This is a genomic window from Streptomyces sp. NPDC001292 (assembly GCF_042896465.1).
In the GTDB taxonomy this organism is placed as follows: Bacteria; Actinomycetota; Actinomycetes; order Streptomycetales; family Streptomycetaceae; genus Streptomyces.
This window is the reverse complement of sequence record NZ_JBIAXG010000018.1, coordinates 1-26,963: the sequence shown is the minus strand read 5'-3', so window position 1 is coordinate 26,963 and position 26,963 is coordinate 1. Positions and strand designations below refer to the sequence as shown.

Here is a 26,963-nt window from a genome sequence, read left to right as displayed (position 1 = left end):
CGCGTTGTCGACCCCGCTCCCTGGTCCGGCCCGATCCGAACGAAAGACCCTAGGCGGCCCCGCCCCTGGTGTCGCGTTCGTCGTCGACGATCTCCGCGTCCACCACCGAGTCCTCGTCGGGCGGTGCCGTCTGCTGTCCGGTGCTCTCCGTGCCGCTCTGCTGGGCCTGGGCGTACATCGCCTGGCCCATCCGCTGGCTGACGGAGGCCAGTTTGTCGATGGCCGTGCGCAGCGCCGGGGTCTCCGCCTGCTGCTCCAGGAGGGCCTTCACCTCGGCGGCGGCGGCCTCGACCTCCGACTTGGTGTCGGCGGGGACGCGGTCGCCGTTGTCGCGGAGGAAGTTCTCCGTCTGGTAGACGAGCTGCTCGGCCTGGTTGCGGGTCTCGGCGGTCTCCCGGCGCTTGCGGTCCTCCTCGGCGTACTGCTCGGCCTCCCGCATCATGCGGTCGATGTCGTCCTTGGGCAGCGCCGAGCCACCGGTCACGGTCATCTTCTGCTCGCGGCCGGTGGCGAGGTCCTTGGCCGAGACGTGCATGATCCCGTTGGCATCGATGTCGAAGGCGACCTCGATCTGCGGCACCCCGCGCGGGGCGGGCGGCAGACCGGTGAGGTCGAAGACGCCGAGCTTCTTGTTGTACGCGGCGATCTCACGTTCGCCCTGGTAGACCTGGATGCCGACCGAGGGCTGGTTGTCTGTGGCGGTGGTGAAGATCTCCGAACGCCGGGTCGGGATCGTGGTGTTGCGCTCGATGAGCTTGGTCATGATGCCGCCCTTGGTCTCGATGCCGAGGGACAGCGGGGTGACGTCGAGGAGGAGGACGTCCTTGACGTCGCCGCGGATCACGCCCGCCTGGAGGGCGGCGCCCACGGCCACCACCTCGTCGGGGTTGACGCCCTTGTGCGGGTCCTTGCCGGTCAGCTCCCGCACCAGGTCGGTCACGGCCGGCATCCGGGTGGAGCCGCCGACGAGGATCACGTGGTCGACGGCCGGCAGCTTGACGCCCGCGTCCTTGACGGCCTGGTGGAAGGGCTTGCGGCAGCGGTCCAGCAGATCGGCGGTCAGCTCCTGGAACTGGGCCCGGGTCAGCTTCTCGTCCATGTGCAGCGGCCCCTCGGCGGAGGCCGTGATGTAGGGCAGGTTGATCGTCGTCTCGGAGGACGACGACAGCTCGATCTTGGCCTTCTCGGCGGCCTCGCGCAGCCGCTGCACCGCCATCTTGTCGTTGCCGAGGTCGATGCCGTACTGGCCCTTGAACCGCTTGACCAGGTGCTCGACGACCCGCTGGTCCCAGTCGTCGCCGCCGAGATGGGTGTCGCCGTTGGTGGCCTTGACCTCGATGACGCCGTCGCCGATCTCCAGCAGGGAGACGTCGAAGGTGCCGCCGCCGAGGTCGAAGACGAGCACGGTCTGCTCCTCGCCCCGGTCCAGGCCGTAGGCGAGCGCGGCGGCCGTCGGCTCGTTGATGATCCTCAGGACCTTCAGGCCGGCGATCTCCCCGGCCTCCTTCGTCGCCTGCCGCTGGGCGTCGTCGAAGTACGCGGGTACGGTGATCACCGCGTCCGTGACGTCCTCGCCGAGGTAGGACTCCGCGTCCCGCTTCAGCTTCTGCAGGACGCGCGCGGACAACTCCTGCGCCCGGTAGCGGGTGCCGTCGACGGAGCCCTTGTCGGGGAAGCGCCAGTTCGCGTCCCCCATGTGCCGCTTGACCGAGCGTGCGGTGCGCTCGACGTTCGTCACCGCCTGCCGCTTGGCCACCTCGCCGACGAGCACCTCGCCGTTCTTGGCGAACGCCACGACCGACGGTGTGGTGCGCGCGCCCTCGGCGTTGGCGACGACGGTGGGGTCGCCGCCTTCCAGCAGGGCCACCACCGAGTTCGTCGTCCCGAGATCGATCCCGACCGCACGTGCCATCTTCGTCCCCTTCCGGGCGCCTCCTGCTCTCCAGCACAAAACTTGAGTGCGCTGTTGTCAATGCCGCGTACCCGCCGACTGCCTCTCTACCCCGGGACACCGATGCCGCGCCCGGGGCGGGCGCGGCACCGTCGTCGGACGTAGGCCTCGCGTCAGGCGAGCTTGGCGTCCAGGGTGATCGTCGTACCGGTCAGGGCCTGGCTGACCGGGCAGTTCTTCTTGGCCTCCTCGGCCGCGGCGACGAACGCGTCGTTGTCGATGCCGGGGACCGTGCCCTCGACGCTGAGGTGGATGCCCGTGATGCCCTCGCCCGGCTGGAAGGTGACGTCCGCCTTCGTCCGCAGGGTGGTGGGCGGGGTGCCGGCCCCGGCCAGGCCGTGCGACAGCGCCATGGAGAAACAGCTGGAGTGGGCGGCGGCGATCAGCTCCTCGGGGCTGGTCTTCCCGTTCGCCTGCTCGGCGCGCGACGGCCACGACACCGGCTGCTGGCCGATGCCGGAGGAGTCGAAGGTGACGACGCCGTTGCCCTCGAGCAGGTTGCCTTCCCAGACGGTGTGAGCGGTGCGCGTGGTTGCCACGGTTGGTTCCATACCTTTCGCCTAGGTTCCCGTTTGCCGGGGTTCCGTAACCGCCATCCGATCACATCCGCGCCGTACGCACCCACCGAACGGGCCGCGACCTGCCGGAGAAGCTGCGGGAATCGCCTGCCGGACGGCGGGGGGAGGGCCTACAGTCCGTTCCATGGTCGAACTCTTCCAAGTCCTCGGGGGAATCGCGGGATTTGGTGGGGTCGCTCTCGGTGTCCTGTACCTGCTCTACCGGGACCTCGTGCGCGACATCATCCGCAGGCGGATGTTCCGGACGCTCACGTCGGCGCAGGCGACCGCCCTGTTCGGGGCCGTGGTCGTGCTGGCCTTCGTCGTGGCGATCCTCGGGATCTTCGCCACCCTCGCCGAAAGCCAGGGCGTTCAGCAGTTCCTCGTCCTCGTGGGCATGCTGCTGCTGTTCCTGCTGGCGGTGCTGTTCATCGCGGTGCGCGTGGTCACGGGCCCGGCGGCCCGCGCGAAGGCCGGCGGCCCGAGCGGCTCGGAGCGCAGGCTCACCGCGGTGCGCCGGCACGTCGAGAGCGGGGAGGCCGACCAGGCGGAGCGCGCCCTGGAGGCGTCCCGGCCGGACCGCGAGTCGTCGGTGTTCTGGTACTGGAAGGCCAGGATCGCGCTGGTCCGGTCCAACCTCGACGTGGCGTCCGGCTATGTCGAGGAGGCGCTGAAGCTGGACGGCCGGGACCCGTACAGCATCGCGCTGAAGATAGAGCTGCTCCTGCTGGCGGGCGACCCCGACCGGCGTGACCGAGCCGCGCGGCTGTCGGTGGACAGCACCGGTCTGAGCGGCGAACTCGACGCGTGGCTGCGCCAGTTGCGGGCCGAGGGAATGTTCGACGGTGGGGTGCGCACCCGCACGGAACTCGAGGCGCGGTGCCCGCTTCCCACCCGTACCACGGAGGATGTCCATGCGGAGTGAGCGGAGCAGGCACGGGGAGGAGCGGGAGACGGTCGTCTTCCTTCCGCCGGTCACCGTCGCGGGCGGGGGCGCGGACGGTGGGACGCACGGCGAACCGGAGGATCCGCTGCGCGAGGCGCTGTACGCGGCGGCCAGGGCGGGTCTGCGCCCGGTGACTCCCGTGGCCCGCTCGGCGGAGGAGGCCGACGCACTCCTCGCCCGGCACCCGGACGCGGTGCTCGTGATCCACCCGGGCGATCGGATCCTGCGCGATCCGCGCCCCCGGCCGGGCGGCGCGCTGTGGGACCTCCTGCGCTGCGGAGCCGGACTGCGGCTGTGCGAACCGGCCGCCGTGGTGGAGGCATCGCTTCCGGAAAGGGCTTCACGCCCGGAGGAGAACTCTCTGGTGGAGGGTGCCTCGTCGTCGGAGGCGGCGTCGTCCTCGGAGGAGTCGCCGCTTGCGCCGGGTGCTCCGCTCCCGGACGGCTCGGCAGCGCCGGGGCCCATGGGCCCGGACGACGAGGAACGGCTGGCTCTCCTGGTGGTGGAGCTGCCCCGGGAGGGTGCTCCGGCGGCCGGGCGGGCGGTACGCGCCGAGCGCGCGCCGCTGTGCCGGGACTTCGCGGCCCGCATCGGCCTGCCGGCCGGGCCGGTGCTCGGGGAGAGCGCCGAGGACTGGGTGGTGGAGCTACGACGGGCCGTGCGCTGGTCCCTGACGCTGACGGCCGTCGTGCACCCCGGGCTCACCGCGCCAGCCCCCGACAGCCCGGACGCCCTGCTGTGGGGATGGCTGCAAGCGGGTCGGGAGATCCGGTCGGCGTTCGCCCCGCTCGCGGGGCGGTTCTCCCGGCGGCGGTCGGGGACGGCGTCCGCCGGGGAACTCGGCGTCACGTACACCGGCGGCACGTACAACACCGGCTGTCTGAGCGGTCCGCCCCCGGACGAGGACAACCGGCTCCTTCCAGCCTCCCTCGACGGGGAGACCCGAGCGCCCATGAGGCGCGGCGGCGAGGACTACGAGTTCCTCGGCCGTCTCAGCCCCCACGAGGTCCCCGAATCCACGGCAGCAACGACCGATCACCTCAGTGCCGCCTCGCAACGGCGCACCATCAGCCATGACGCCCAGCCCGGCCGTCGCCCACCCCTGTTCCTACGCACCGGCCGGCCCCTCCCCCACGACGGTCTCTTCATCCGCCGCAACAGCGCCTTCGGCACCCGTTCCCCTCTCGGCGTGCGGGATCTCATCGAGCAGGGCCTGATCATCGGCCAGGAGCAGATCCGGTTCGACGACTTCGTGGCGGCCCGCACCGAGCAGGTGCCCGGTCCCCCGCCCGGCCGGGCCGTCGGCGTCAGCCACGGGCTGGCGGCCGCGCAGGGGGAGTTCAGGGCCGACGAGGCGACGACCCACTTCCTGGAGATCACTCTCAAGGCGGGCGAGGCGCACCCCGGGGACGCCCCCGCCGAGCCGCTTCCCGTCAACTTCGTCTTCGTCGTGGACACCAGCGGCTCGATGCGCGGCGAGAAGCTCGACTGCGTCAAGGCGGCCCTGCAGACCCTCTACGACCGACTGCGGCCGACGGACTGCCTGGGCGTCATCACCTTCGACCACCGCGTCCGCACGGTGCTGCCCGCCACCGCCAAGCGGGAGCTGCCGCGCGAGCACTTCGCGCAGGTGGTGGCCGGGCTGAGAGCCGGCGGCGGCACGGACATCAACCTCGGTGTGCAGTACGGCATCGACGAGATCGGCCGGAACGCCCTCGGCGGGCGCACGGTCAACTGCCTGTACCTCTTCTCCGACGGCGGCCCGACCTCCGGCGAACGGGACTGGGTCAGGATCCGCACGAACATCGCGGCCAAGCTCCGCGGCGACCTCACCGTGTCGTGCTTCGGTTTCGGCTCCGACGCCCGGATGCCCGAACTGGCGGCGCTGGCCGGGCTGGCCGGCGGTCACTCGACGTTCGTCACCCGGCCCGAGCAGGTGGGCACGGACCTGCTCGCCGACCTGAACCGGCGCGACCACCTGGCCGCCATCGACATCCAGCTCCGCCTCGACATCGCCCCGGACGTGGAGATCAGGCACCTGTACGGCCACGACCTGGTCACCGACCCGCGCGCCCGGGCGGCGGTGCTGCGGGAGGCGGCCCAGGCGGCCGAGCGCGCGCGGCGGGACTACGGCGCCGAGACCCTCCCGGACCTCATCACCCACGAGACCGGCATCCGCATCTTCGCGCCCGACCTCGCGTTCGGGGAGACGTACTGGATCGTCCTCGAGCTGACCGTGCCGCCGGGCCGCGAGCCGCACCCACTGGGCACCGGGGCCCTGCAGTACGTCGACACCGTCAGCCGCGAGGGGCACCGGCACGAGCTCGACCTGGCCACGGGCCTCACCCTCACGGAGGAGACCGTGACCGTGCACGCGATGGGCCTGTGGACCAGCGAGGTCACCTTCCACGCGCTGGACGACCTGTACGACCGTGACCGGGACGCGGCGACGAAGCGGTTGAAGCAGCACATCCAGGTGCTGCGGGCCGCGCACAGCCGGCTGCCGGCGCGGGAGTTCCGCGACGACCAGGTCACCCTGCAGAAGCTGATCACGCTGACCAGCGCGCTGGACACGGTGGTGTCGTTCAGCGACCAGCCGCACGGCGCGGGCGGCATGGCGCCCGCGGTCATGATGATGAGCGACTTCGGCCGGGTCCGATCGGGCTTCTGGCCGCACCACTGACCGCCGGCACCAGGGGGATCAGGCGGCCCGCTCCTCCGGTTCCGCGGTGAGCGGCGCCCCGGTCCCGGCGGCCTCGTGCAGCCAGCGGCGCAGCACCCGGTGGACGTGCTCGGCGCCGACGAGTTCCTCGCCGTCCTCGACCGGCGGGGAGCAGTCGAGCGGCGACAGCAGGAAGGGTCGGCTCTGCGCGCCGCCGAGGCCGCCGTGGGAGCCGATCTGCTCCTCGAAGGCGAGGACCTCCCCGTCGGCCGGGTCGTGACAGGAGTTCACCATGATGTCGGCGGTGTGCGGGAAGGAGTGGGTGCGGCGTACGGCGTCGGCGGCGCCGGGGCCGAAGTGGGCCAGCGGGCCGGGGTCGGTGTCGAGCTCGGCCAGCGGTATCCGCACGCCACGCGCGCCGAGCACGACACCGCCGTGCTCCTCGCTGCGCACGAGCAGGAAGCCGACGCCCGGGTGGTCGGCGAGCGTGGACAGCAGCGCGGGGTGGCGGGCGTCGATCTCCTCCTGGCTCATGCGGTGCGGCACGTCCGGGAAGGAGACGAGGCCCAGGTTGCCGGAGGCCAGCACGACGGGCTCCGAGCGGCGGGAGGGCCGGCGGTCCTCACCGCTCTCCTCGACCGGGCGGCCCAGCGCGGCCCGTACGGCGGCCCGCGCCTCGGCGCCGATTGGGGTCTCCCCTGCTCGAGCGAAGCCGAGAGCTTGGGGAAGGGTCCTCTCCGCCCGGCGCGGCACGGGCAGGCCGCAGCCGGCCCGGACCAGGTCGCCCAGGGTCAGGCCGTAGCGGGAGCGGAAGGTCTCGCCGGGGCTCTGGCCGTGGTCGGACAGGAGGACGAACCGGTACGGGCGCGGGGCGTGCTCGGCGACCTTCTCGATCAGCGCCAGCGAGCGGTCCAGCCGCCGCAGTACCTGGGCCGCGTCACGGCTGTGCGGCCCGGAGTGGTGGGCCACCTCGTCGTACGCCACCAGGTCGGCGTAGACGGCGGTGCGCCCGGCGAGCAGGTCGCCCATCACCGCGGCCACGACGACGTCCCGTTCGACGACCGTGGCGAAGGCGCGGATCAGCGGGTACAGGCCGCCGCGGGAGACACGCGGGCGCTCCTCGCGGAGCCGGGCGCGCAGGGACTGGCCGATCTCGCGGCCGGTTTCGGCGACGAAGGACAGGAAGGTGCGCACGGCGTTGGCGGGGTCGGAGAAGTAGGCGAAGTAGCCCGCGCGGGAGCGGCTGGCGCGATCGCGGCGGACCGCGACCGACAGGACGAGGGCGAGTTCACCGGCGCCGCCGCCGAAGAGGTTGCCGCGACTGGCTCCGTCGGCGGTGAGCAGTCCGCCGTCGCCGGTGCGCCGTACGGCGCGGCGCTGGAGTTCGACGGCGCTGCTCGGGCGGTTGCAGACCATCACCTCGCCGGTGTCCTTCTCGTACCAGCGGAAGGCGGGGACGTCGTGGTTGGATCCGTGCAGGATGCCGAGCTGGCTGGCGCCGGTCTGGCTGGACCAGTCGGTGCGCCAGGGGGTGAGCCGGTGGGTGGGCTGCCCCTGGCCGGCGCCGAGCCATCGGGCGACGGTCGGCATCAGGCCCGCGTCCACCGCGTCCCGCAGCACGTCGTGACCGACGCCGTCGAGCTGGACGACGACCGTGCCGGGGGTCGACGAGCAGGGCGGCAGCCGTCTGCGGCGGCGGTCGGCGAGCCGGTGAAGCCGGCGCCGGTAGGCGTCGTCGTCGCGCACGGCGAGGGCGGCGCCGGTGGCGGAGGCGACCGCGGACATCACCGCGGCCACGATGACGGCGGTCTCGGGGGCCGCCTCGGCCTGGCCGGAGGGGGTGATGCGCAGGGCGAGCAGGAGCAGTGAGCCGTTGAGGAAGAACACCAGCAGCCCGAGGACCAGCGCGGGCACGAGCAGCAGCAGCCGGACGAGCAGCGGCCACACCACGGCCGACAGCACGCCGAAGGCGCCCGCGCCGAGCGCGGCGGTCCCGGCGGTGGTGGTGGCACTGTCGCCGTCGGGCGACTGCAACTGGAAGTCCGGCAAGATCCCGGCGAGCAGCAGCATGGTGACCGTGGAGACGGCCCACACCGCGGCACTGCGCCCGACCTGACTGGCGGCCCGCCGCCACCGCCGCCCGCCACCCATGCCGACACATCCTCCGTTCCCGCCCCGCTCCGTGCCTCCACACGGACGCGACCCAGCTTGTCATACACCCACACAAACCCCCGTGACCTGTGGTAATGCCCACAAAGCGGGGGTGGAGGGGCGGGTCAGCGGCCGTCGTAGCCGGCGGTCGGCATGGAGAGGCGGCGGTGTACGCGGGCCTTCATCTGGGCGTCGTAGGAGGGCTCGGCCTGGCCCACCGTCTCCACCCGGACCCCGCGTCGCGCGCACTCCTCGGTGAACTCCTCGACGGAGGACAGCGCCCGCTCCAGCACCCGCCGGCTGGGTGCGACGAACAGGTCCACGCCGGGGCGTACTCCCTCCCACAGGGCGCAGTGGTCGGCCCGCAGCCCCCCGACGAGCAGTTCCCGCGCGATCACGTAGCCGCGTTCGGCCGCCCAGCGGGCGCACATCGCGTGCTGGCTGCGGGAGTCCACCAGGAAGGGGTCGTCGTTCAGCTCCTCCAGGGGCGTCAGGCTCGCGATCGCCGTGACGCGGACGGCCGCCGGGGCGCCCCCGCCGGGGGCATCCCGCACTTCTCCCATGGCGTCCCCCCTCACCTCCGGGTTTCCGCCGCCGACCCTACTCCTGCCCGTAGGCTCAGGGGGAGTCGCACGAAGGAGGGAAAGGAGTGCCGGTGGAGATCACCTGGTGGGGTCATGCCACCTGCACGGTCGAGGATTCGGACGTCCGCGTGCTGACCGATCCCCTGTTCGCCCGCCGGCTCGCGCACCTGCGGCGCCGTCGCGGCGCGCCCCCGCCGCCCACCGCCTGGCACGCGGACGTGGCCCTGGTCTCCCACCTGCACGCCGACCATCTGCACGTACCCTCGCTGGCCCGGCTGGAGCCGGGCACGCGCCTGCTGGTGCCCCGGGGCGCACTCCGGGCGGTCGCGGGGCTGCGCCGGCTCGACCAGCTGCGGATCACCGAGGTGACGCCCGGGGACCGGGTCGACGTCGGCGGCGTCGTCGTACGGGCGGTGCCGGCCCGGCACGACGGGCGGCGGCTGCCGGTCGGGCGGCACCGCTCGCCCGCGCTCGGCTACGTCGTCGAGGGCGAGGCGCGGACGTACTTCGCCGGGGACACCGGGCTGTTCGAGACGATGGCCGAGGAGGTCGGGCCGGTCGACGCGGCGCTGCTGCCGGTGGGCGGCTGGGGGCCGTACCTCGGCGCGGGGCATCTGGACGCGGGACGGGCGGCGCAGGCGCTCGCCCGGCTGGCGCCGGGCAGCGCGGTGCCGGTGCACTACGGCACGTACTGGCCGATCGGGATGGACGCCGTGCGCCCCCATGAGTTCCATGCGCCGGGCGACGAGTTCGCGCGCCTGGCCGCCGAGCGTGCGCCGGGGGTCGCGGTGCACCGGCTCGGGCACGGGGAGAGCGTGCGCCTGGAGGGCGCCCGGTGATACGGATCGCCGCCGCCGTGACCTCGGTGGTGCCACCGGAGTCCACCCAGCAGGCGCTGGGGTATCCCTCGCTGTTCCTGCTGGTGCTGATCGGGGCGCTGGTGCCCGTGGTGCCGACGGGCGCGCTGGTCAGTTCGGCGGCGGTGGTGGCCCTGCACCAGACGGCGCCGTTCTCTCTGGCGCTGGTGTTCGTGACGGCGTCGCTGGCCGCGTTCCTCGGGGACGCGACGCTGTACTGGCTGGGGCGGCGCGGGCTGGGGTCGAGGAACGGATCGCGCTGGCTGGAGGCGATCCGCACGCGCGCCCCGGAGGACCGGCTCGCGCAGGCGCAGCGGAAGCTGACCGAGCACGGGGTCGCGGTGCTGGTCCTGTCGCGCCTCGTCCCGGCGGGCCGCATACCGGTGATGCTGGCCTGCCTGCTGGCGAAGTGGCCGCTGCGCCGCTTCTCCCGCGGCAACCTCCCCGCGTGCCTGGCCTGGGCGGTGACGTACCAGCTGATCGGCATCCTCGGCGGCTCCCTGTTCAAGGAGCCCTGGGAGGGCGTGGTCACCGCGATCGCGCTGACCGTCCTGCTGGGCGCCGCCCCCATCGTCTGGCGCCGCCTGCGCCGGCTGATCCCGGTCCACCGCTCGCACTGACCGCGGCCGGGGCTCCGGGCGCACGGGGGCGTCGACCGGCCGGTGGGCGCGCGCCGAGGACCGGCCGCTGCCGCCGGTCCGGTACGGGCGCGGGCCGCGGCACCACTCCGGACGGCCCCCGCCCGGCCGGCCCGCCGCTACTCCAGGACCCGGGAGGCGCCCACCGGCAGGTCCCACAGCCGTTCCCGGGGGAGGCCGGCCTCCCGCCAGGCTCTGCGGACCCGGGTCAGGGGCTCCAGGAGGGGTTCGGCGGAGAGGACGAAGGTGCCCCAGTGCATGGGGGCCATGTGCCGGGCGCCCAGGTCCCGGGCGGCCTGGACGGCTTCCTCCGGGTCGCAGTGGACGTCGCTGAGCCACCAGCGTGGGTCGTAGGCGCCGATGGGGAGCAGGGCGAGGTCGATGCCGGGGTAGCGGCGGCCGATGCGGGAGAACCAGTGGCCGTAGCCCGTGTCGCCGGCGAAGTACACGCGCTGCCCGTCGGGGTCGGTGAGCACCCAGCCGCCCCACAGGCTGCGGCAGGTGTCGGTGAGGGTGCGCTTGGACCAGTGGTGGGCCGGGACGAAGTCGAGGCGGACGCCGGACAGTTCGGCCGCCTCCCACCAGTCCAGTTCGGTGACGCGGGTGAACCGGCGGCGCTGGAACCAGCGGCCGAGTCCGGCCGGCACGAACACCGGGGTGTCGCGCGGGAGTCGGCGCAGCGTGGGCGCGTCCAGGTGGTCGTAGTGGTTGTGGCTGATGACGACCGCGTCGACGGGCGGCAGCGCCTCCCAGGCCACTCCGACGGGCGTGACCCGGGCCGGGGTGCCGATGATGCGCCGGGACCACACCGGGTCGGTCAGCACGGACAGCCCGCCGATCCGGACCACCCAACTGGCGTGCCCCGCCCAGGTGACGGCGACGGTACGGGTGTCCACGCGGGGCAGCGGAGCGGGCCGGTACGGCAGCAGCGGGATGTCGGCGAGGGCCTCCTTGTCCGGCCGCAGGGCGCCCTCGCGGGCGAACCGGGCGAAGGCCTTCAGGCCGGGCAGCGGGGCGGTGAGACGGTCGTGGAAGGCGCGCGGCCACACCCGCCGCTCCCCCAGCGGCCGGGGTTCGGCCAGCGGCGGGAACGGGGCGGGCTGGGTGGTCAGGAGGGACGCGGCCGCGGGATCGTCGGTCTCCTGAGGAGTGGTGCTCGTGGACGTGGTCGACTCGGACTGCTGCGTCATCGAGGAGGCTCCCATCGCTGAGCGTCGTCGCGGAGATCGTCGAGTACCGACCTCAAGGAGAGCAACGCCCGTTGCACGTGTGGCAGTTCCAACGGCTCGGGTGACAGGAGGCATTCCGCGCGTTCCTCGTCGGTGCGGCCGAGGAGTTCCGCGGTGGACAGCCGCACGCGCAGCGCGCCGAGGTCGTCTCCGAAGCGGTGGCCGCCGGGCACGGGCAGATCCAGGCGGGTGGTGAGGTAGTCCTCCAACTCCTGTGCGTCGCCCACCGCGTGGGCGTCGAGCGCGGAGCGCAGCGGGCCGAGGTCGGCGTACAGGTGGCGGCCGGACTGCGGCGGCCGGGCGAACGCGCCGGCGGCGACCACGGCCGCGTGGACGGCACGCGCCACGCGGGCGTGCAGACGTACCGAGGCCGCCAGGCGCGCGGTGACCGGCCCGGGTTCGTCGAGGACGTAGGCGGCCGCGGCGGCGACCGGTTCGGGGATACGGGCGTCCAGCGCGGTGAGGATGTCGAGCACGCGCGCGTGCAGTGCCTCGCCGGTGGCGCCGGCGGGGAAGCGGGCGATCGCGGCGGGCCAGCCGGCGGGCAGGAACGCGCCGGCGAGGTCGGTGACGACGGTGACCCGGTCGGGCAGCATCTCGGCGGGGCTGAGCAGCACCGTCTCGTGCGGTGCGTGCACGGTGTCGCGCCAGGTCTCGTCGCTGACCAGGTGCAGTCCCTCGGCCGCGGCGGCCTCGACGGTCTCGTGCAGCACCTCCGGCGGTGCCACGGTGGCGGTGGGGTCGTCGGCGACGGACAGCACGAGCAGCCGGGGGTCGCCGCCCTCGGCGCGGACTCTGCGGACGGTCTCCAGCAGGGCGTACGGGTCGGGGACGCCGCCGCACTCGGCCGGCGTCGCCACATGGAAGGCGGGGCTGCCCAGCAGGCGTGCGTACGGCGCCCACCAGGCCGCGCAGGGCCGGGGCACCAGGACGTCGCCGCCGAGCGCGGCGGTCAGCGCGAGCAGCAGGGCGGGCGCGCCGGGTGCGGCCGCCACCCGGCCGGGCCGGGTGGACAGCCCGCGCCGCAGCCAGTACCCGCCGGCGGCGTCCAGCAGTTCCGTGCCGCCGCCGATCGGTCTGCGCCGCGTCCGGTTCGCGGCCCCGGCGAGCGCGGCGGACACCTCCGGCAGCACCGGCAGTCCGTCGTCGGGGAGGGCCGACGGACCGTAGCGGACGGGGCCGTGGCCTTCCGGGTCCGTCCGCCGCATGGGTACCTCCGCGAAGTCCCTGATGCCGTGTGTGCCGCCGAGTCGTGCCTCCGCCGGCCGGTCCGGACCGGGTGCGCCGGCCCGTCGCCCGGTGCCGGGGGCGGATCCGTCCGCACGGCGCGGGCCGTGCCTTCGGGGCTCCGTGTACCCCGGGTGGCGCCGTCCCAAGGCCACCCGGCCGGGTCGGGAAGGTCACACCGGCCCGCGTCCCTCCACGGCGTCCGGCGGCCCGGTCAGCCGTCGGCCCTCCCCCGCCGCCACGCCCGGTGGGCCGCCGCGACCAGCGCCGCCGCGATCAGCGCGCCGCCGCCGACCAGGGCCGGCAGGGAGGCGGTGAACGAGCCGCCCGTACCGGCCTGCACACCGTGCTGCATCGCGTCGCGGGAGGGGTCCTGACCCGCGGGGCCGTGGCCCGTGGGGTCGTGGCCCGTGGGGTCGTGACCCGTGGCCGGGTCGCGGCCCGGGGCGGACTGACCGCGGGAGGGGTCCCACGAGCCGTCGTCGCGGGACGGGCCGCCGGGAGCGGGACCTCGAGAGGGGTCCCGCGAGGGGTCCCGTGAGTCCTGTGGGCGGAAGGGGTCGTAGGAGGCGTTGGGGTCCGGCGGGACCTGGGGTCGGATTGAGTCCTGCGAACGGAAGGGGTCATAGGGGGCGTTGGGGTCCGGCGGGACCTGGGGTCGGATTGAGTCCTGCGAACGGAAGGGGTCGTAGGGGGCGTTGAGGTCCGGCGCGACCTGGATGCGTGAAGGGTCGTAGGTGGGGACGTCGCGGACCGTCTCACGGGCCGGATTCCGCGAGGTCTGGCCGGGGGCCGGGTCGCGGGGCAACGACTGCCCGGGCGGACCCGAAGCCGGGTCCCGAGGCAACGACAGCCCGGACGGACCCGAAGCCGGGTCCCGAGGCAACGACAGCCCGGACGGACCCGAAGCCGGGTCCCGAGGCAACGACAGCCCGGACGGACCCGAAGCCGGGTCCCGAGGCAACGACAGCCCGGACTCGGGGCGGAACGGGTCGTTGGCGAGCGTGTCCTGCAGGATCGGGTCCTGCGGCGCGTCGGCCGGGGTCTGGGTCGGCGCCACGGCCGCCGCGTCGCGGAGGGCGCCCCCGGACGGCCTGGCGCGGGCAGCGTCGGACGGGGCCACGGACACCACACCGCGCCTGCCCGCGCCGGATCCGGATGCCGCCGCGCAGGCCTCGTCCGTGCCGCGCGGGGCGGCGCGGGCGGCCGGCTCGCACACGACGGTGACGACGGCGCCCTCGCCGATCCGAAGGGCGTGGGTGGTGTACGCGGCGTGCCGCAGGGCGGAGGGACTGGCGTGCGAGCGGGCCTGCGCGACCGGGCTCGCGAGGGCGGCCGACGCGGTGCCGCCCGCTATGACTCCGGCCAGGACGGCGACGGGCAGGGCGCGGAGGACGGTACGGCGCATGAGCGGGGCTCCTTGGACCGACGGCATCTGATGGCACGGGTTCGTGCCCTTCGCTGCCATCACAGCCGCCGGCGTCGCGGGTCGCGCGCGGCCGGGCCCCATTTGCGGCACACCAACGACCTATCGGGTGACGCCGGCGGCCCGCCCCGCACGGCGGGTCCGCGCCTACGCGTCCTCCCGCATCACCTGCTCCCGCAGCCGGTCGCAGCACCGGCTGATCAGCCGGGACACGTGCATCTGCGAGATGCCCAGCTGATCGGCGATCCGGCTCTGCGTCATGTCTCCGAAGAACCGCATGTACAGGATGGCCCGCTCCCGTTCGGGCAGCGCCGCCAGCCGCGGCTTGACGGACTCGCGATCCACCACGGTGTCCAGGGCCGGGTCGGGCGAGCCCAGGCAGTCGCCGAGGGCGTAGCCGTCCTCGCTGCCGGGCAGCTGCGCGTCGAGCGACAGGGCGGTGAAGCTCTCCAGCGCCTCCAGCCCGATCCGCACCTCCTCCTCGCCGAGGTCGGCGTGCTCGGCGATCTCGGCGACGGTGGGACCGCGGCCGGAGATCGTCCGGGAGAGGTCCTGGGAGGCGAAGCGGACCCGGTTGCGCAGCTCCTGCACCCGGCGCGGCACGTGCACCGTCCACATGTGGTCGCGGAAGTGCCGTTTGATCTCACCGGTGATGGTGGGTACGGCGTAGCTCTCGAAGGCGTGGCCGCGCTCGGGGTCGTAGCGGTCGACCGCCTTGACCAGGCCGAGCGCGGCGACCTGGCGCAGGTCCTCGGAGCTCTCGCCCCGGTTGCGGAACCGGGCGGCGAGCCGTTCGGCCATCGGCAGCCAGGCTTCCACAATCTCGTCGCGGGCCTCGGTCCGCCGCCGCCCCGGGGGAAGTGCGGCGAGCCGGCGGAAGGCTTCCGCGGTGTCGGGGGCGTCGTCGTGGGGGTGGTGCCTGGCGCTCGTTCGCGTTGGCATGGTGCGTCGCAGCTCCCTCGCGGTCCTTTCGGGTGGACGGGCACCGTGGGAACGCGGGCGCGTGAACCGGACGGCCGCGCGTGACGGCGCGCCGCGCCGCTCCCACGGACGTGCCTCCGGTCCGAAGCACTGGCTCCGCGCCTGCCCCCGGTCCCGGACGCCCAAACACCCCGCCCGAGCACCCCGCCGCGGCGGGGCAGGCGCAAGCCGCTCTCGGGTGTGTCATCCCGTCCCGGAAAACCGGTGTCGGCTCTCCCGGCACGGGTACGCGGTGGCCACCCCCGACGATCTGGAGGGAGACATGCAGCGAGGCAGTGACCGGCTGAGTGTCCACCGTGACGACGAGATGAAGCACGAGTTGCAGGGGCTGCTCAGGTCCGGCCATCCCACGCGGAGCGAGGAGTGGCACGACCCGGAGCCGACCGCCGAGGACGACCCGGAGGTGTGGGGCGGACCGGTGGCACCGGGCGGCTCCCGGGCGTCCCTGGAGACCGTCCGCCTGGAGCTGGCCCGGATCCTGGGGCGCAGTGCCTTTCCCGCGGGTCCGGGCGAACTGACCCGGGAGCTGCGGCGCAAGAACGCGCCCGACGCGCTGATCGAGGCGCTCCAGCGACTGCCGCACAAGGCGCGCTACGCCAATGTGCAGGAGCTGGCCCGGGAGCTGACGCACACCGAGCGGCCCGGACGGGAGGACCGCGCCTAGGGTCTTTCGTTCGGATCAGGCCGGATCAGGGAGCGGGGTCTGGTGCCGTGCGTCGCAGGGCGGAGGAGGCCGGCAGGGCGGAGCCCTGCCGGACGACAACGCGGCGAGGCGCGGCCCAGGGTCCCCGAGCCCGGCATGATCCGACCGAGAGGCCCCAGGCCCGCGCCCGGGGGCGCCGCGGGCGGCCTCTCACGGCACGGCCGTGGCGCTCCCGCCGGGACGGGGGCGGTGCCCGGCGTGATGGCCGGATCGGTGCGGACGGGACGCGGGTGAGGCCGCCGTACGGCGGCCGGGGCGAAGAGAGAGGCGCGCGGGGACGGAAGGGCCCGTCCGCAGGCGACGAAAGGACGTTGAGGCATCATGCGCATTGCATTTCTGACCGCGCCCGAGGGCGTGGAACAGGTCGAGCTCACCGAGCCGTGGAAGGCGGCGAAGGACGCCGGTCACGAGACCGTGCTCGTCTCGACGAAGCCCGGGAAGATCCAGGCCTTCGACCACTTGGACAAGGCCGACACGTTCCCGGTGGACGCGGTCGTCGGCGAGGCCTCCCCGGACTCCTTCGACGCGCTGGTCCTGCCGGGCGGTGTGGCCAACCCGGACTTCCTGCGGATGGACGAGAAGGCGGTGGCGTTCGTGGGGGCGTTCTTCGAGCAGGGGCGTCCGGTGGCCGCGATCTGCCACGCGCCGTGGACGCTGGTCGAGGCGGATGTGGTACGCGGCCGGGTGCTGACCTCGTGGCCGAGTCTGCGGACGGACATCCGCAACGCGGGCGGCATCTGGGTGGACGAGCAGGTGAAGATCTGCGACCACGGCCCGAACAAGCTGATCACCAGCCGTAAGCCGGACGATCTGAAGGCGTTCTGCGAGGCGTTCCTCGACGTCCTCACCGGGAAGGCGGACTGAGCCGCCGGCACCCTGGACGTTCTTCAGGTGCGGGGAGTCGCCGACTCCCCGCATCCGCGTTCCCGGGCCCCCTCGCGGGTGCGGGCGGCGGCGACCGTGCGGCGCGGGTTGCGGCGCAGATACTCGCCCTCGAGCTGCGCCATGCGCTCGTTGTGGGCGCGCAGCGCGTCGTTCGAGCCGTACAGCAGCGTGTCGTGGCGCGTGCGGTGGATCGTCTCCAGCTCCTTCATCAGCTGCTGGTCGTCCAGCCGTCCCGGGTCGACTCCGGTCATGGTGGTGCCCCGTTCGTCGTGTTCGTACCTGCGGTCCGGGTACCCGCCCGGCGTGCGGCGCCACCGAACGGTCTCCGGGAGGGAGCCATGGATCTCGCCTTTCTGCATCCACTGTACGAACAGCCGGGCCCCTGGGCCTCCGTGTACGTCGACACCTCGCGGCACGCGGAGGACACGGCCCACCAGCTGGAGCTGACGGCCCGTGCCATGGGGCGCGAGCTGGCGCGGCAAGGCGCGGACGAGGCCACCTGCCGGGCGGTGGAGGAGGCCGTGGAGGAGCTTCGCCACGTCCCCGAGCCGCACGGGCGGGTGCTGTTCGCGCGGAGCGGGACGGTCGTGCTCGACCCGCTGCTGGCCCGTCCGCCGCAGGGCGGCAGCCGGGCGGTGTGGGCACCGCTGCCGCGCGTGGCGCCGCTGCTGGACCTGGCGGGTGAGGATCCGGTCGCGATCGTCTCGTACGTCGACCGCAGGGGTGCGGACTTCGAGCTGCGCAGCTCGCTGGGCCGGGAGGACGCGGGGACGGTGGTGGGGTTGGAGTGGCCCATCCACCGGACGGCCGGCGCGGACTGGTCGGAACGGCACTTCCAGCTGAAGGTGGAGAACACCTGGGAGCACAACGCGGCGGAGATCGCCGACGCGCTCAGCGTCTGCCAGGAGGAGACGGATGCCGACCTGCTGATCCTGGTCGGGGAGGAACGGGAGCGGCGTGAGGTGCGCGAGCGGCTGCCGAAACGGCTGCACGACCGCGTGGCGGAGGCCGTCCACGGCACCGGCAGCCGGCTGCTGGACGAGGACGTGGAGCGGATCCGCGCCGAGCACGTGCATCAGCGTGTCGAGGCCGAGCTGGACCGGTTCCGGGCGGCCCGGACGCCGGACGGCGAGGGCCGGTCCGGGGCCGTCGAGGGGGTGTCCGCGCTGGTCGAGGCGGCCCGCGAGCACCGTCTGGAGGAACTGCTCATCCGCCCGGACGGCGCCGACGCCCACCGCGAGGTGTGGATCGGCGAGGACGCCGACCAGCTGGCCGTGCGGCGTACGGAGCTGAAGACCCTCGGTGAGCGGCGCTCCTGGCCGGCCCGGGCCGACGACGCCCTGCTGCGCTCGGCGGTCTGCCAGGACGCCACGGCCCTTTCGCTGGACCCGGCGGCGCCCGCCGGCGAGGACGTGCCGACGGGCGGCCTGGGCGCCGTCCTGCGCTGGAGGTGAGCGGCGCCGCGGAGGCGGGCGGGCGTTACCGCGTATGCGGGCGGGCGTTACCGCGCCCGCCGCACCCGCCGTTCGTCCCACACGGGCTCCGGGGTCTCGCGGACCCGGCCGTCGCTGCCGAAGACCAGGTACCGGTCGAAGGAGCGGGCGAACCAGCGGTCGTGGGTGACCGCGAGGACCGTGCCCTCGAAGGCCTCCAGGCCTTCCTGGAGGGCCTCGGCGGACTCCAGGTCGAGGTTGTCGGTCGGCTCGTCCAGGAGCAGGGCGGTGGCGCCCGCCAGCTCCAGCAGCAGGATCTGGAACCGGGCCTGCTGCCCGCCGGAGAGCCGGTCGAAGGTCTGTTCGGCCTGGCCGGTCAGTTCATAGCGGCGCAGCCGGGACATGGCGGCGCCGCGGTCCTGGGAGTGCTCCTTCCACAGGATGTCCAGCAGGGTGCGGCCCATGAGCTCGGGATGTGCGTGGGTCTGGGCGAAGTGCCCGGGGACCACCCGGGCCCCGAGCTTCCACGCGCCGGTGTGCGCCACGTCCTCGCCGGCCAGCAACCGCAGGAAGTGCGACTTGCCGGAGCCGTTGGAGCCGAGCACCGCGACGCGTTCGCCGTAGAAGACCTCCAGGTCGAAGGGCTGCATCAGGCCGGTCAGCTCCAGGCCCTGGCAGGTGACGGCCCGGACGCCGGTGCGGCCGCCCTTCAGGCGCATCCGGATGTCCTGCTCACGCGGTGGCTCCGGCGGCGGACCGGCCTCCTCGAACTTGCGCAGCCGGGTCTGGGCGGCCTGGTAGCGGGAGGCCATCACATCGCTGCGCGCCGCGTACTGCTGGAGGTCGCGCACCAGCCTCTTGAGCTGCGCGTGCTTCTCGTCCCAGCGCCTGCGCAGCTCCTCGAAGCGGGCGAACCGCTCGCGCCGGGCCTCGTGGTAGGTGGCGAATCCGCCGCCGTGCACCCAGGCGTCGGCGCCGGCCGGACCCGGTTCGAGGGAGACGATCCGGTCGGCGGCGCGGACGAGGAGTTCACGGTCGTGGGAGACGAACAGCACCGTCTTGCGGGTCTCCTTCAGACGCTCCTCCAGCCAGCGCTTGCCGGGCACGTCGAGGTAGTTGTCCGGCTCGTCGAGCAGCAGCACCTCGTCCGTGCCGCGCAGCAGCGCCTCCAGCACCAGCCGCTTCTGCTCGCCGCCCGACAGCGTGCGCACCTGCCGCCACTGCGCCTTGTCGTAGGGCACGCCGAGCGCGGCCGTGGTGCACATGTCCCACAGCGTCTCGGCCTCGTAGCCGCGCGCCTCCGCCCAGTCGGCGAGGGCCTGCGCGTACTGGAGCTGGGCGGTCTCGTCGTCGGCGGTCATGATGGCGTGCTCGGCCGCGTCGACGGCCCGCGCGGCCTGCCTCACCCGCGGCGGCGCGACCGACACGAGCAGGTCGCGCACGGTCGTCTCGTCCCGCACCGACCCCACGAACTGCCGCATCACACCGAGACCGCCGCCGACGGTCACGGTGCCGCCGTGCGGTTTCAGCTCGCCGGAGACCAGGCGGAGCAGGGTGGTCTTGCCCGCGCCATTGGGTCCGACGAGGGCCACGGCGGCCCCCTCGCCCACCCGGAAGGACACATCGCCGAGCAGCGTCCTCCCGTCGGGGAGGCAGTACTCGAGGTGCGCGGCTTCCAGATGTCCCATGGTCAGGCATTCTGGTGGCGGCCGCACGGGCCGGGCAAACGCTTATCCGAAGTCCACGGGCCGTCCCGCCGGGCCGCTCTCCCGCGCCGGGATGACGACCGCGTCCGCCCACGTCAGGGCCGTCCATCCGGCGCCCGCCGAGCCCTGAAGGGCCACCACGCCGGTGTTCTCGAGGGGGTGGGTGGCGGCGAACTCCGCGTCGAGGTTGCGGGCGCGGACCGCGGTCCACAGGCGGATGGCCGCGCCGTGACTGACCATGGCGACGGTTCCTGCGCCGTCCGCGGCGGCCTCGGCGACGACGGCGTCGTAGCGGGCCAGTACCTCGGTACCGCTCTCGCCGCCGGGCATGCGCGTGCGGGTGTCACCGGCGGCCCAGGCGAGCAGCGTACGCATGTACACCTGTCCGCGCTCGGAGTCGCCCGGCTCCGTCTCCAGGTCGCCGGCGGACACTTCGCGGATGCCGTCGCGGACGATCAGGTCGAGTCCGCGGGTGACGGCCAGGGGCCCGGCGGTGAGCTGGGTGCGGACCAGCGTGGAGGCGTAGAGCGCTTCGATGTCCTCGCCGGCGAGCGCCCGCGGCAGCGCGGCGGCCTGCCGTTCGCCGAGCCCGGTCAGGCCCGGCCCGGGGATCCGCGTGTCCAGCAGGTGGCCCACGTTGGAGGCGGTCTGGGCGTGGCGGATGAGGAGCAGACGCATGCAAGGGTCCCTACGACGGCGTGCCGCCCCGCGCACACAAGAAACGGCCACTTCAGGGTAACGGTCCCGGTATGAGCCCAGACGTCGACCTCACCGTTCCGAAGACCGGCGGCCGCTCCGTCCTGAATCGTCTGACGGCCCTGGACGGCCGGCTGTTCGAGTTCGCGGCCGAGCGCCGCTGGCCCGGCGCCGGGCCCGTGCTGCCGAGACTGAGCCGGGCCGCGAACCACGGCGTGCTGTGGTGCGCGGCGGCGGCCGCCATCACCGCGAGCCGCACCCCGAGGGCCCGCCGGGCCGCTGCCCGCGGTCTTGCCTCACTGAGCCTGGCCTCCCTGACCGTCAACACCCTCGGCAAACGCTCGGTGCGCCGCGACCGGCCGGTCCTCGACCCTGTCCCGATCATGCGCCGGCTCAAGCGGCAGCCGATCACCACGTCCTTCCCGTCCGGGCACGCGGCCTCCGCGGCCGCCTTCGCGACGGGCGTCGCCCTGGAGTCCCCGGCCTGGGGGTCCGCGGTGGCCCCGGTCGCCGCGTCGGTCGCGCTCTCGCGTGTCTACACCGGCGTCCACTTTCCGAGCGACGTGCTGGCGGGTGCCGCACTGGGCGCGGGCGTCGCGTATGCGGTCCGGGCCCTGGTGCCCACCCGCGCCCAGACCGGCCCGCCGGCCCGCCCCCGCGCCGACGTGCCGGCGCTGCCCGGCGGCGAGGGCCTCGTGCTCGTGGCCAACCGGGCCTCCGGCACCGCGGACCGCGCCGGTGCGCTGCGGGACCTGCTGCCGGAAGCGGAAGTCGTCGAGTGCGGGCCGGAAGACGTCCGGGCCGAGCTGGAGAGGGCGGCGGACCGCGCCCGGGTGCTCGGGGTGTGCGGCGGCGACGGCACCGTGAACGCGGCCGCCGAGGTCGCCCTGCGCCGCGGCCTGCCGCTCGCGGTGCTGCCCGGCGGCACGCTGAACCACTTCGCCCACGACCTGGGCGTGGAGGACGCGCGGACCCTCGGCCGGGCCCTGGAGCACGGTCACGGCGTGCGCGTGGACGTGGGCCGCTTCGGCTCCGGGAGCAAGCGGGGCGTCTTCCTCAACACCTTCAGTCTCGGCGTGTACCCGGAGCTGGTGCGCGAGCGCGAGCGCTGGGCGGGCCGGATCGGCAGCTGGCCGGCCGGAGTGCTGGCGGCGCTGAAGGTGCTGTGCGCCGACCGCCATCCGCTGCGGGCGGTGGTCCAGGGGCGGACCCACCCGCTGTGGCTGCTGTTCGCCGGAAACGGCACCTATCACCGCATGGGGCTCGCGCCGGGCCGCCGGCTCGACCTGACGGACGGAAATCTGGACGTCCGGGTGGTGCACGGGGGCCGCAGGCCGGCCCTGCGTCTGCTGTCCGCGGCGCTGGCCGGCCCGCTGACGCGGTCCCCCGCCCACGCCGCGGTCCACGTGCGCCGGCTGCGCCTGACCGGTGTCGCGCCCGGCACCCTGCTCGCCCACGACGGCGAGGTGATGGAGGTGGCGGACGAGCTGTGGCTGGAGAAGCTGCCCGAGGCGCTGGCGGTGTACCGGCCGCTGCCCGGCGGCTGACGCTCCACCCCCGCCGTCCGGATGCTGGAACGGTGGTCTCACGATCCGGCACGGAGGCGTACCGTGATCCGTACCGCCCGGGGCCGCGGGCCCCACGGGGTGTGGGGACGAGAAGGGGTACAGCCATGCCGAAGCGGGAGACAGCCGTCTACACGCACGGGCACCACGAGTCCGTGCTGCGTTCGCACACCTGGCGCACCGCCGCCAACTCCGCGGCCTACCTGCTCGGCTCGATCCGGCCGCACATGAGGATCCTCGACATCGGCTGCGGTCCCGGCACCATCACCGCCGATCTGGCGGCCCTGGTCCCCCGGGGGCACGTCACGGGTGTCGACCGGGCGCCCGGCGTCCTGGAGCAGGCCCGGGCCACGGCCGCCGGGCGGGGCCTGACCAACGTCGACTTCGCGGTGGCCGACGTGCACGCCCTCGACCACCCCGACGACACGTTCTGCGTCGTCCACGCCCACCAGGTGCTCCAGCACGTGGGCGACCCCGTGCAGGCGCTGCGCGAGATGCGGCGGGTGACGAAGCCGGGCGGGTACGTCGCCGTCCGCGACGCGGACTACGCGGCGATGACCTGGTACCCGCGGGTGCCGGGGCTGGACGACTGGCTGGACCTGTACCGGCGGGTCGCCCGCGCCAACGGCGGCGAGCCGGACGCCGGACGCCGGCTGCGGTCCTGGGCGCTGGCGGCCGGCTTCACCGACATAACGGCCACCTCCGGCACCTGGACCTACGCCACCGAGGACGAGCGCGCGTGGTGGAGCGGGCTCTGGGCCGACCGCACCCTGGCGTCGGCGTACGCCGAACGGGCCGTCACGGGCGGACACGCGACCGAGGAGCGGCTGCGGGCCGTGTCGGCGGCGTGGCGGGAGTGGGGCGAGCGGCACGACGGCTGGTTCGCCGTCCTGCACGGAGAGATCCTGTGCCGCAAGGAGGCCTGATCCCCGCTTCCCGGCGCCCGTTTCCGGGGCCTCCCCGGCCCGCCGTGCCTCACTCCCGGGGAAGCAGGGGCCCCAGCGGTCCGAGGTCCAGATTCAGGTCCTCGGGCCGCAGCCCGTAGCGGTCGCGCAGCTCGGTCATGCGGTCCTCCAGGAGCATGAGCGTGAGACCGATCCGCTCCTCCTGCTCCTCGCTCAGGTCCCCCGCGTCGAAGCGGCGCAGCGCCTGCCGCTCCATGAGCTGGCGCAGCAGCTCCACGACGGTGAGCACGAGTTTCATCAGGTCCCGCTCGACGGTGTCGGGTTCCAGGTCCAGACGCTTGCGCGGGGCCACGGCTACTCCTCGAAGGGCGACGGCACTTGGGCGTTCACCGAGCTGATCAGCGCGTTCAGGTCGATGCGGACGAGGTCCACGTCGGCGATGCGCAGTGTGATGTCCCCGGTGATGACGACACCGCCGGCCAGCAGCCGGTCGAGCAGGTCGACCAGGGCGATCTCACGGCGTTCGACGACCGTCATGCCTCCTCCCCGGCGAAGGAGTACGCCGCCCAAGGGCCGGTGAGTTCCACGCGCAGCCCCAAAACGTCGTCCTTCGTGCGGTCCACGAGTTCCACGAACTCCTCGGAGTCGCCGCGCGGCACCAGGTAGGCGGCGTTGAGCACGTTCCGCCCCGCCACGCCGGAGAGGGTGGGGTTCTGCGGGGCGTGCAGCCGGGACTCCTCGGCGAAGGCGGAGAGCTGCTCGTGCAGCCGGGTCGCGAAGGTCTCCGCCTTCTGCCACAGGTCCTCGCCCGCCCGTGCCTGCTGCCGCCGCTGCCGCAGGTAGTCCCGGCCCGAGGCGGCCTTCGGCGCGGGCTGCGCGGCCTGCTGGGGCTGTTCGGTCTCGGCGTAGATCTTCACGCCCCACTCCACGCGCCCCTCCAGCCGGTCCAGGGTGCGGCGGAAGTGGTCCTCGCGGGCCTCGATCATCGAGCGCACGGCGCTGTCGTCCCGGAAGACGGTGGCGAGCCTGAGCGGCAGCGGTGTGGTGACGACGGTCAGCGCGTCGATGACGCCCTGGTGGGCGCGGGCGGTGGCGGCGAGCCAGTCGAGATCCTCCAGGTGGGCGCGCAGCGGCTCCTCGCCGAAGTCACGCTCCGGCACCTCGCTGATGACGGCGACCAGGCCGTGGTGGTTGAGCTGCTTGGCCGGGGCGCCCGCCACCCCGGTCAGCTGCGCCTGGAGGGGCGCGCCGGGGGGTCGGCAGACGGCGTAGACGTAACGCAGTCCGGTCATGGTGCCTCCTTGCGGGCGCGGTCCTGGTCCACGCGCCCCCCGTCCAGGCGGCCCGGCTCCGGGCGGCCACGCTCCAACTCGAGTTCCTCCAGTCGTGCCAGCCGCTCGCGCAGCTCGGCGTTCTCCCGGGCGAGTTCGTCGCGGCGGGCGCGGGAGGAGAGCGCCGGGTCGCTCTCCCACCAGTCGATCCCCATCTCCTTGGCCTTGTCGACCGAGGCGACGACGAGCCGGAGCTTGACGGTGAGCAGTTCGATGTCGAGCAGGTTGATGCGGATGTCGCCCGCGATGACGATGCCCTTGTCGAGCACGCGCTCGAGGATGTCGGCGAGGTTGGCCCCGCTGCTCGGGCCGTACGGTTCGGGCAGTCGGCTGGGCGTCGTCATCGGCGGCCCCCGCCCTCGGCGTACTCGTACTCGGGCTCCTCTTCTTCCTCGTCCTCGTACTCGGGCTCTTCCTCGTCCCGGGGCTCGTACTCCTCGCCTTCCTCCTCCTCGGGCTCTTCCTCGGGCTCCTCCTCTTCCTCCTCTTCCTCGTACTCGCCGTTCTCCTCCTCGGCGTACGGGCCCTCCTCCTCGTACGGCTGCTCCTCGTCCTCGTAGCCGGCCTCCTCCTCGGCCACCACGTCCTCGTGGCTGCGGACGACCTCGCCGTCGCGGATCTCGCCGCGCCAGCTGTCCTCGGCCTCTCCCTTGAGGGTGATGAAGCGGACGTAGTTCTTCAGGTCCAGCCGGGCACGGCGGCCCTGGGCCCGCCAGATGTTGCCGGTCTTCTCGAAGAATCCGCTCGGGTAGTACTCCATGACCAGGAGGACCCGGGTGAGGTTCTCCTCGAGACGGTGGAAGGAGACGACGCCCTTCGTGGTGCCCTTCGCGCCCTCCGACGTCCACTGGATGCGCTGGTCGGGCACCTGCTCGGTGGTGTGGGCCTTCCAGCTGCGGCTGGACCACAACACCTTCAGCTGCCAGTCGGAGGTGGTGTCGTCGGCGCGGTTAGCGCTCTTGACGCCCTTGGCGAAGGTGCTGAAGTCCTGGAACTGGGTCCACTGGTCGTAGGCGGTGCGCAGCGGCACGCCGACATCGACGGACTCGATGATGACCGTGGGCTTGTTGCCCCCGGCACGCTTGCGCTTGCCCCCGCCGCCTCCGAGGTTCTTCAGCGCGCCCATGACGTTGTCCTTGGCGCGGGAGGCGCCCAGCTCCAGGACCGAGCGCAGCGGGCCCTTGCCCTCGGCGATCTTGCGACCGGCGTCGAGGGCGAGCCTGGCGAAGCCCGGGCTGTTGCCCTCGGCTATGTCGTTCAGCCGGCCGGCGGTCTCGCCGAGCTTGCGCCCGAAGCCGACCAGCAGCCGCTGGGCCTGGACGGCGAGGTAGTCCTGCACCTCGGCCTTGAGGCGGTCCGCGGCCTCGCTGTGGGCGAGGTCGCTCAGCGGGGTGTCCTTCGCCGCGCCGCGCGCCGCGCCGCCGGCGGCGGAGGTCGCGGATCCGAGGGCCTCGGTCATCGGTCACCACCACCCTTCGGCCGCCGGGAGCGGGCAGCGCGGGTCGCGTCGCCGGCCGCGGCGGTCTTCTTCGCGGCCGTCCTCCCGGCCGCGGTCTTCTTCGCCGCCGCCTTCTTCGCGGCGGCCTTCTTCGCCGCTTCCTTCCGGGCCGGCACGCCCGCCGACGCCTTCTCGGCGGCCTTCTTCGGGGGCGCCTTCTTCGCCGGCCCCTTCTTCGCGGGGGCCTTACCGGCCGCATCCTTCCGGGCCGGTCCGCCCCTGTCCCCGGACCCGCCCCGGGTCTCCCCCTCGGCCTCGCGGCCCTCCCGGTCCTCGTACTCGTCCTCGTACTCGTCCGGGTACGCGTCCTCCCCCTCGGTCTCCTCGTCCCCTCCCGGCTGCGGCACGACGCCGGCCAGTTCGTCGCGGACCTGCGCGGTCCGCCCGTGCAACCGGTCGGCGAGCGCGGTCATCTGCCGTTCGACCATGGCTCCCGAAGCCGCCTTGCCCACACCCTTCAGGTCCTCGCGCAGCTGGTCCCCGATCTCCTTGAGCTGCGGGTTGTTCACCAGTTGCTGGTTGACCAGCTGGGCGATCCCGCCCGGACCGGGGGTCAGCTTCCTGCCGGCCACCAGACTGCCCACCGTGAGGGCGAGTTTCGCCTTCTTCGTCCGTCCCAGGAGGTAACCTGCCCCTATCGCGAGGCCGAGTTCCACTTTGTTCATCGTGCCGTCCCCTCGCCTGTCCCCTCGCCTGTGTACGTGCCTGGGCGCGGGCCGGTCTGCAGCCGGTCCAGAAGCTCGTCCTCCCTGCGGTCGAACTCCTCGGCGCTGATCTCGCCCGCCTCCAACTGCTCTTCCAGCCGCGCCAGTTCGGCCTGCACCGTGGCCGGGTCGTAGTAGATGCGCTCGGCTTCGCGCAGTACCTGCCGGATCGCCCAGGCGCTTCCGCGCACCGGTGCGAACGGCAGCAGCAGCACCTCGGAGACGAGTCCCATGACGTCACTCCGTTCCCGCGTCGGCTCCTGCCGTGGTGCTCGCGGGCTCGGCGGGGCCGGGTTCGACGAAGCTGTACGGCGGCAGCGGGCCGTTG

27 protein-coding genes and 1 pseudogene are annotated in these 26,963 nt (G+C 73.8%); 9 read left to right on the top strand and 19 right to left on the bottom strand.

Annotated features, from left to right (window positions below; all coding sequences use genetic code 11):
- Positions 1-49: 49 nt before the first annotated feature.
- Both dnaK and ACFY4A_RS20175 read right to left on the bottom strand, forming a co-directional pair.
- Entirely contained in the window at positions 50-1,912 is a 1,863-nt protein-coding gene (gene dnaK, locus ACFY4A_RS20180; RefSeq protein ID WP_390830737.1) for a molecular chaperone DnaK, read from the bottom strand.
- Positions 1,913-2,064: 152 nt separating this feature from the next.
- Positions 2,065-2,490, bottom strand: coding sequence for an OsmC family protein (locus ACFY4A_RS20175; RefSeq protein WP_141356703.1), 426 nt, complete (start codon positions 2,488-2,490; stop codon positions 2,065-2,067).
- Between the two features lie 163 nt (positions 2,491-2,653).
- Here ACFY4A_RS20175 and ACFY4A_RS20170 point away from each other — a divergent pair, with 163 nt between their 5' ends.
- Positions 2,654-3,433 carry a tetratricopeptide repeat protein gene (locus ACFY4A_RS20170; protein WP_390830736.1) on the top strand — a complete coding sequence of 260 codons (780 nt, stop codon included), beginning with the start codon at positions 2,654-2,656 and terminating at the stop codon, positions 3,431-3,433.
- A complete protein-coding gene (locus ACFY4A_RS20165; protein ID WP_390830735.1) occupies positions 3,423-6,137 on the top strand; it encodes a VWA domain-containing protein in 2,715 nt (904 codons plus the stop codon). Before ACFY4A_RS20170 ends, ACFY4A_RS20165 begins: the two co-directional genes overlap by 11 nt.
- 18 nt (positions 6,138-6,155) lie before the next feature.
- On the opposite strand, the gene ACFY4A_RS20160 is transcribed toward ACFY4A_RS20165, so the two are convergent.
- Complete coding sequence (locus ACFY4A_RS20160) at positions 6,156-8,267, bottom strand: phage holin family protein (RefSeq protein WP_390830734.1); 2,112 nt, start codon at positions 8,265-8,267, stop codon at positions 6,156-6,158.
- A 125-nt stretch (positions 8,268-8,392) separates the two neighbouring features.
- Complete coding sequence (locus tag ACFY4A_RS20155; protein ID WP_390830733.1) at positions 8,393-8,830, bottom strand: hypothetical protein; 438 nt, start codon at positions 8,828-8,830, stop codon at positions 8,393-8,395.
- An 86-nt stretch (positions 8,831-8,916) separates the two neighbouring features.
- Here ACFY4A_RS20155 and ACFY4A_RS20150 point away from each other — a divergent pair, with 86 nt between their 5' ends.
- Positions 8,917-9,690: an MBL fold metallo-hydrolase gene (locus ACFY4A_RS20150; protein ID WP_390830732.1), complete on the top strand. Its 774-nt coding sequence runs from the start codon at positions 8,917-8,919 to the stop codon at positions 9,688-9,690.
- A complete protein-coding gene (locus ACFY4A_RS20145) occupies positions 9,687-10,328 on the top strand; it encodes a DedA family protein (RefSeq protein ID WP_390830731.1) in 642 nt (213 codons plus the stop codon). The genes ACFY4A_RS20150 and ACFY4A_RS20145 overlap by 4 nt, the downstream gene beginning before the upstream one ends.
- Positions 10,329-10,465: 137 nt before the next feature.
- Here ACFY4A_RS20145 and ACFY4A_RS20140 read toward each other — a convergent pair whose 3' ends face one another.
- From ACFY4A_RS20140 to ACFY4A_RS20125, 4 genes are all read right to left on the bottom strand, one after another.
- Positions 10,466-11,536 (bottom strand): MBL fold metallo-hydrolase, encoded by a 1,071-nt coding sequence (locus tag ACFY4A_RS20140; protein ID WP_390830730.1) that lies wholly within the window; start codon positions 11,534-11,536, stop codon positions 10,466-10,468.
- On the bottom strand, positions 11,533-12,783 hold the full coding sequence (locus tag ACFY4A_RS20135) for an aminotransferase class I/II-fold pyridoxal phosphate-dependent enzyme (protein WP_390830729.1): 1,251 nt from the start codon (positions 12,781-12,783) through the stop codon (positions 11,533-11,535). The genes ACFY4A_RS20140 and ACFY4A_RS20135 overlap by 4 nt, the downstream gene beginning before the upstream one ends.
- Before the next feature lie 233 nt (positions 12,784-13,016).
- A complete protein-coding gene (locus ACFY4A_RS20130) occupies positions 13,017-14,210 on the bottom strand; it encodes a hypothetical protein (RefSeq protein ID WP_390830728.1) in 1,194 nt (397 codons plus the stop codon).
- A gap of 165 nt (positions 14,211-14,375) precedes the next feature.
- Complete coding sequence (locus tag ACFY4A_RS20125) at positions 14,376-15,170, bottom strand: RNA polymerase sigma factor SigF (protein ID WP_390830727.1); 795 nt, start codon at positions 15,168-15,170, stop codon at positions 14,376-14,378.
- A 301-nt stretch (positions 15,171-15,471) separates the two neighbouring features.
- Here ACFY4A_RS20125 and ACFY4A_RS20120 point away from each other — a divergent pair, with 301 nt between their 5' ends.
- Positions 15,472-15,873, top strand: a complete 402-nt coding sequence (locus tag ACFY4A_RS20120) for a DUF2795 domain-containing protein (RefSeq protein ID WP_390830726.1) — start codon at positions 15,472-15,474, stop codon at positions 15,871-15,873.
- Between the two features lie 360 nt (positions 15,874-16,233).
- Positions 16,234-16,776, top strand: a complete 543-nt coding sequence (locus tag ACFY4A_RS20115) for a type 1 glutamine amidotransferase domain-containing protein (RefSeq protein ID WP_390830725.1) — start codon at positions 16,234-16,236, stop codon at positions 16,774-16,776.
- Between the two features lie 23 nt (positions 16,777-16,799).
- Here ACFY4A_RS20115 and ACFY4A_RS20110 read toward each other — a convergent pair whose 3' ends face one another.
- Positions 16,800-17,048 (bottom strand): DUF6158 family protein, encoded by a 249-nt coding sequence (locus ACFY4A_RS20110; protein ID WP_390830724.1) that lies wholly within the window; start codon positions 17,046-17,048, stop codon positions 16,800-16,802.
- Between the two features lie 87 nt (positions 17,049-17,135).
- Between ACFY4A_RS20110 and ACFY4A_RS20105 the strand changes: the two genes are divergently transcribed.
- Positions 17,136-18,251: a Vms1/Ankzf1 family peptidyl-tRNA hydrolase gene (locus tag ACFY4A_RS20105; protein ID WP_390830723.1), complete on the top strand. Its 1,116-nt coding sequence runs from the start codon at positions 17,136-17,138 to the stop codon at positions 18,249-18,251.
- A 47-nt stretch (positions 18,252-18,298) separates the two neighbouring features.
- Here ACFY4A_RS20105 and ACFY4A_RS20100 read toward each other — a convergent pair whose 3' ends face one another.
- Positions 18,299-19,918 carry an ABC-F family ATP-binding cassette domain-containing protein gene (locus ACFY4A_RS20100; protein WP_390830722.1) on the bottom strand — a complete coding sequence of 540 codons (1,620 nt, stop codon included), beginning with the start codon at positions 19,916-19,918 and terminating at the stop codon, positions 18,299-18,301.
- A 42-nt stretch (positions 19,919-19,960) separates the two neighbouring features.
- Positions 19,961-20,614, bottom strand: a complete 654-nt coding sequence (locus ACFY4A_RS20095) for a histidine phosphatase family protein (protein ID WP_390830721.1) — start codon at positions 20,612-20,614, stop codon at positions 19,961-19,963.
- Positions 20,615-20,685: 71 nt separating this feature from the next.
- Here ACFY4A_RS20095 and ACFY4A_RS20090 point away from each other — a divergent pair, with 71 nt between their 5' ends.
- Positions 20,686-22,179 carry a bifunctional phosphatase PAP2/diacylglycerol kinase family protein gene (locus tag ACFY4A_RS20090; protein WP_390830720.1) on the top strand — a complete coding sequence of 498 codons (1,494 nt, stop codon included), beginning with the start codon at positions 20,686-20,688 and terminating at the stop codon, positions 22,177-22,179.
- 125 nt (positions 22,180-22,304) lie between these two features.
- Positions 22,305-23,123, top strand: a complete 819-nt coding sequence (locus ACFY4A_RS20085) for a class I SAM-dependent methyltransferase (protein WP_390830719.1) — start codon at positions 22,305-22,307, stop codon at positions 23,121-23,123.
- Positions 23,124-23,172: 49 nt separating this feature from the next.
- Here ACFY4A_RS20085 and ACFY4A_RS20080 read toward each other — a convergent pair whose 3' ends face one another.
- The 8 genes and pseudogenes from ACFY4A_RS20080 to ACFY4A_RS20045 all read right to left on the bottom strand — a co-directional run.
- Positions 23,173-23,454, bottom strand: a complete 282-nt coding sequence (locus tag ACFY4A_RS20080; RefSeq protein ID WP_390830718.1) for a gas vesicle protein K — start codon at positions 23,452-23,454, stop codon at positions 23,173-23,175.
- 2 nt (positions 23,455-23,456) lie between these two features.
- Positions 23,457-23,639, bottom strand: a complete 183-nt coding sequence (locus ACFY4A_RS20075; RefSeq protein ID WP_141356740.1) for a gas vesicle protein — start codon at positions 23,637-23,639, stop codon at positions 23,457-23,459.
- Entirely contained in the window at positions 23,636-24,394 is a 759-nt protein-coding gene (locus ACFY4A_RS20070) for a GvpL/GvpF family gas vesicle protein (RefSeq protein ID WP_390830717.1), read from the bottom strand. Before ACFY4A_RS20070 ends, ACFY4A_RS20075 begins: the two co-directional genes overlap by 4 nt.
- Positions 24,391-24,777 carry a gas vesicle protein gene (locus ACFY4A_RS20065; protein WP_390830716.1) on the bottom strand — a complete coding sequence of 129 codons (387 nt, stop codon included), beginning with the start codon at positions 24,775-24,777 and terminating at the stop codon, positions 24,391-24,393. The genes ACFY4A_RS20070 and ACFY4A_RS20065 overlap by 4 nt, the downstream gene beginning before the upstream one ends.
- Positions 24,774-25,892, bottom strand: a complete 1,119-nt coding sequence (locus ACFY4A_RS20060) for an SRPBCC family protein (protein WP_390830715.1) — start codon at positions 25,890-25,892, stop codon at positions 24,774-24,776. The genes ACFY4A_RS20065 and ACFY4A_RS20060 overlap by 4 nt, the downstream gene beginning before the upstream one ends.
- Complete coding sequence (locus tag ACFY4A_RS20055) at positions 25,889-26,596, bottom strand: hypothetical protein (protein ID WP_390830714.1); 708 nt, start codon at positions 26,594-26,596, stop codon at positions 25,889-25,891. Before ACFY4A_RS20055 ends, ACFY4A_RS20060 begins: the two co-directional genes overlap by 4 nt.
- Positions 26,593-26,868 carry a gas vesicle protein GvpG gene (locus ACFY4A_RS20050; protein WP_390830713.1) on the bottom strand — a complete coding sequence of 92 codons (276 nt, stop codon included), beginning with the start codon at positions 26,866-26,868 and terminating at the stop codon, positions 26,593-26,595. Before ACFY4A_RS20050 ends, ACFY4A_RS20055 begins: the two co-directional genes overlap by 4 nt.
- A gap of 4 nt (positions 26,869-26,872) precedes the next feature.
- Positions 26,873-26,963, bottom strand: a pseudogene (locus ACFY4A_RS20045) (gas vesicle protein); the annotation flags it as partial.

Coding starts and splice junctions, on each gene's coding strand:
- dnaK (WP_390830737.1), bottom strand. CDS start 1,912: ATGGCACGTGCGGTCGGGATCGATCTCGGGACGACGAACTCGGTGGTG.
- ACFY4A_RS20170 (WP_390830736.1), top strand. CDS start 2,654: ATGGTCGAACTCTTCCAAGTCCTCGGGGGAATCGCGGGATTTGGTGGG.
- ACFY4A_RS20165 (WP_390830735.1), top strand. CDS start 3,423: ATGCGGAGTGAGCGGAGCAGGCACGGGGAGGAGCGGGAGACGGTCGTC.
- ACFY4A_RS20160 (WP_390830734.1), bottom strand. CDS start 8,267: ATGGGTGGCGGGCGGCGGTGGCGGCGGGCCGCCAGTCAGGTCGGGCGC.
- ACFY4A_RS20155 (WP_390830733.1), bottom strand. CDS start 8,830: ATGGGAGAAGTGCGGGATGCCCCCGGCGGGGGCGCCCCGGCGGCCGTC.
- ACFY4A_RS20140 (WP_390830730.1), bottom strand. CDS start 11,536: ATGACGCAGCAGTCCGAGTCGACCACGTCCACGAGCACCACTCCTCAG.
- ACFY4A_RS20135 (WP_390830729.1), bottom strand. CDS start 12,783: ATGCGGCGGACGGACCCGGAAGGCCACGGCCCCGTCCGCTACGGTCCG.
- ACFY4A_RS20130 (WP_390830728.1), bottom strand. CDS start 14,210: ATGCGCCGTACCGTCCTCCGCGCCCTGCCCGTCGCCGTCCTGGCCGGA.
- ACFY4A_RS20125 (WP_390830727.1), bottom strand. CDS start 15,170: ATGCCAACGCGAACGAGCGCCAGGCACCACCCCCACGACGACGCCCCC.
- ACFY4A_RS20120 (WP_390830726.1), top strand. CDS start 15,472: ATGCAGCGAGGCAGTGACCGGCTGAGTGTCCACCGTGACGACGAGATG.
- ACFY4A_RS20115 (WP_390830725.1), top strand. CDS start 16,234: ATGCGCATTGCATTTCTGACCGCGCCCGAGGGCGTGGAACAGGTCGAG.
- ACFY4A_RS20110 (WP_390830724.1), bottom strand. CDS start 17,048: ATGACCGGAGTCGACCCGGGACGGCTGGACGACCAGCAGCTGATGAAG.
- ACFY4A_RS20105 (WP_390830723.1), top strand. CDS start 17,136: ATGGATCTCGCCTTTCTGCATCCACTGTACGAACAGCCGGGCCCCTGG.
- ACFY4A_RS20100 (WP_390830722.1), bottom strand. CDS start 19,918: ATGGGACATCTGGAAGCCGCGCACCTCGAGTACTGCCTCCCCGACGGG.
- ACFY4A_RS20095 (WP_390830721.1), bottom strand. CDS start 20,614: ATGCGTCTGCTCCTCATCCGCCACGCCCAGACCGCCTCCAACGTGGGC.
- ACFY4A_RS20090 (WP_390830720.1), top strand. CDS start 20,686: ATGAGCCCAGACGTCGACCTCACCGTTCCGAAGACCGGCGGCCGCTCC.
- ACFY4A_RS20085 (WP_390830719.1), top strand. CDS start 22,305: ATGCCGAAGCGGGAGACAGCCGTCTACACGCACGGGCACCACGAGTCC.
- ACFY4A_RS20075 (WP_141356740.1), bottom strand. CDS start 23,639: ATGACGGTCGTCGAACGCCGTGAGATCGCCCTGGTCGACCTGCTCGAC.
- ACFY4A_RS20070 (WP_390830717.1), bottom strand. CDS start 24,394: ATGACCGGACTGCGTTACGTCTACGCCGTCTGCCGACCCCCCGGCGCG.
- ACFY4A_RS20065 (WP_390830716.1), bottom strand. CDS start 24,777: ATGACGACGCCCAGCCGACTGCCCGAACCGTACGGCCCGAGCAGCGGG.
- ACFY4A_RS20060 (WP_390830715.1), bottom strand. CDS start 25,892: ATGACCGAGGCCCTCGGATCCGCGACCTCCGCCGCCGGCGGCGCGGCG.
- ACFY4A_RS20055 (WP_390830714.1), bottom strand. CDS start 26,596: ATGAACAAAGTGGAACTCGGCCTCGCGATAGGGGCAGGTTACCTCCTG.
- ACFY4A_RS20050 (WP_390830713.1), bottom strand. CDS start 26,868: ATGGGACTCGTCTCCGAGGTGCTGCTGCTGCCGTTCGCACCGGTGCGC.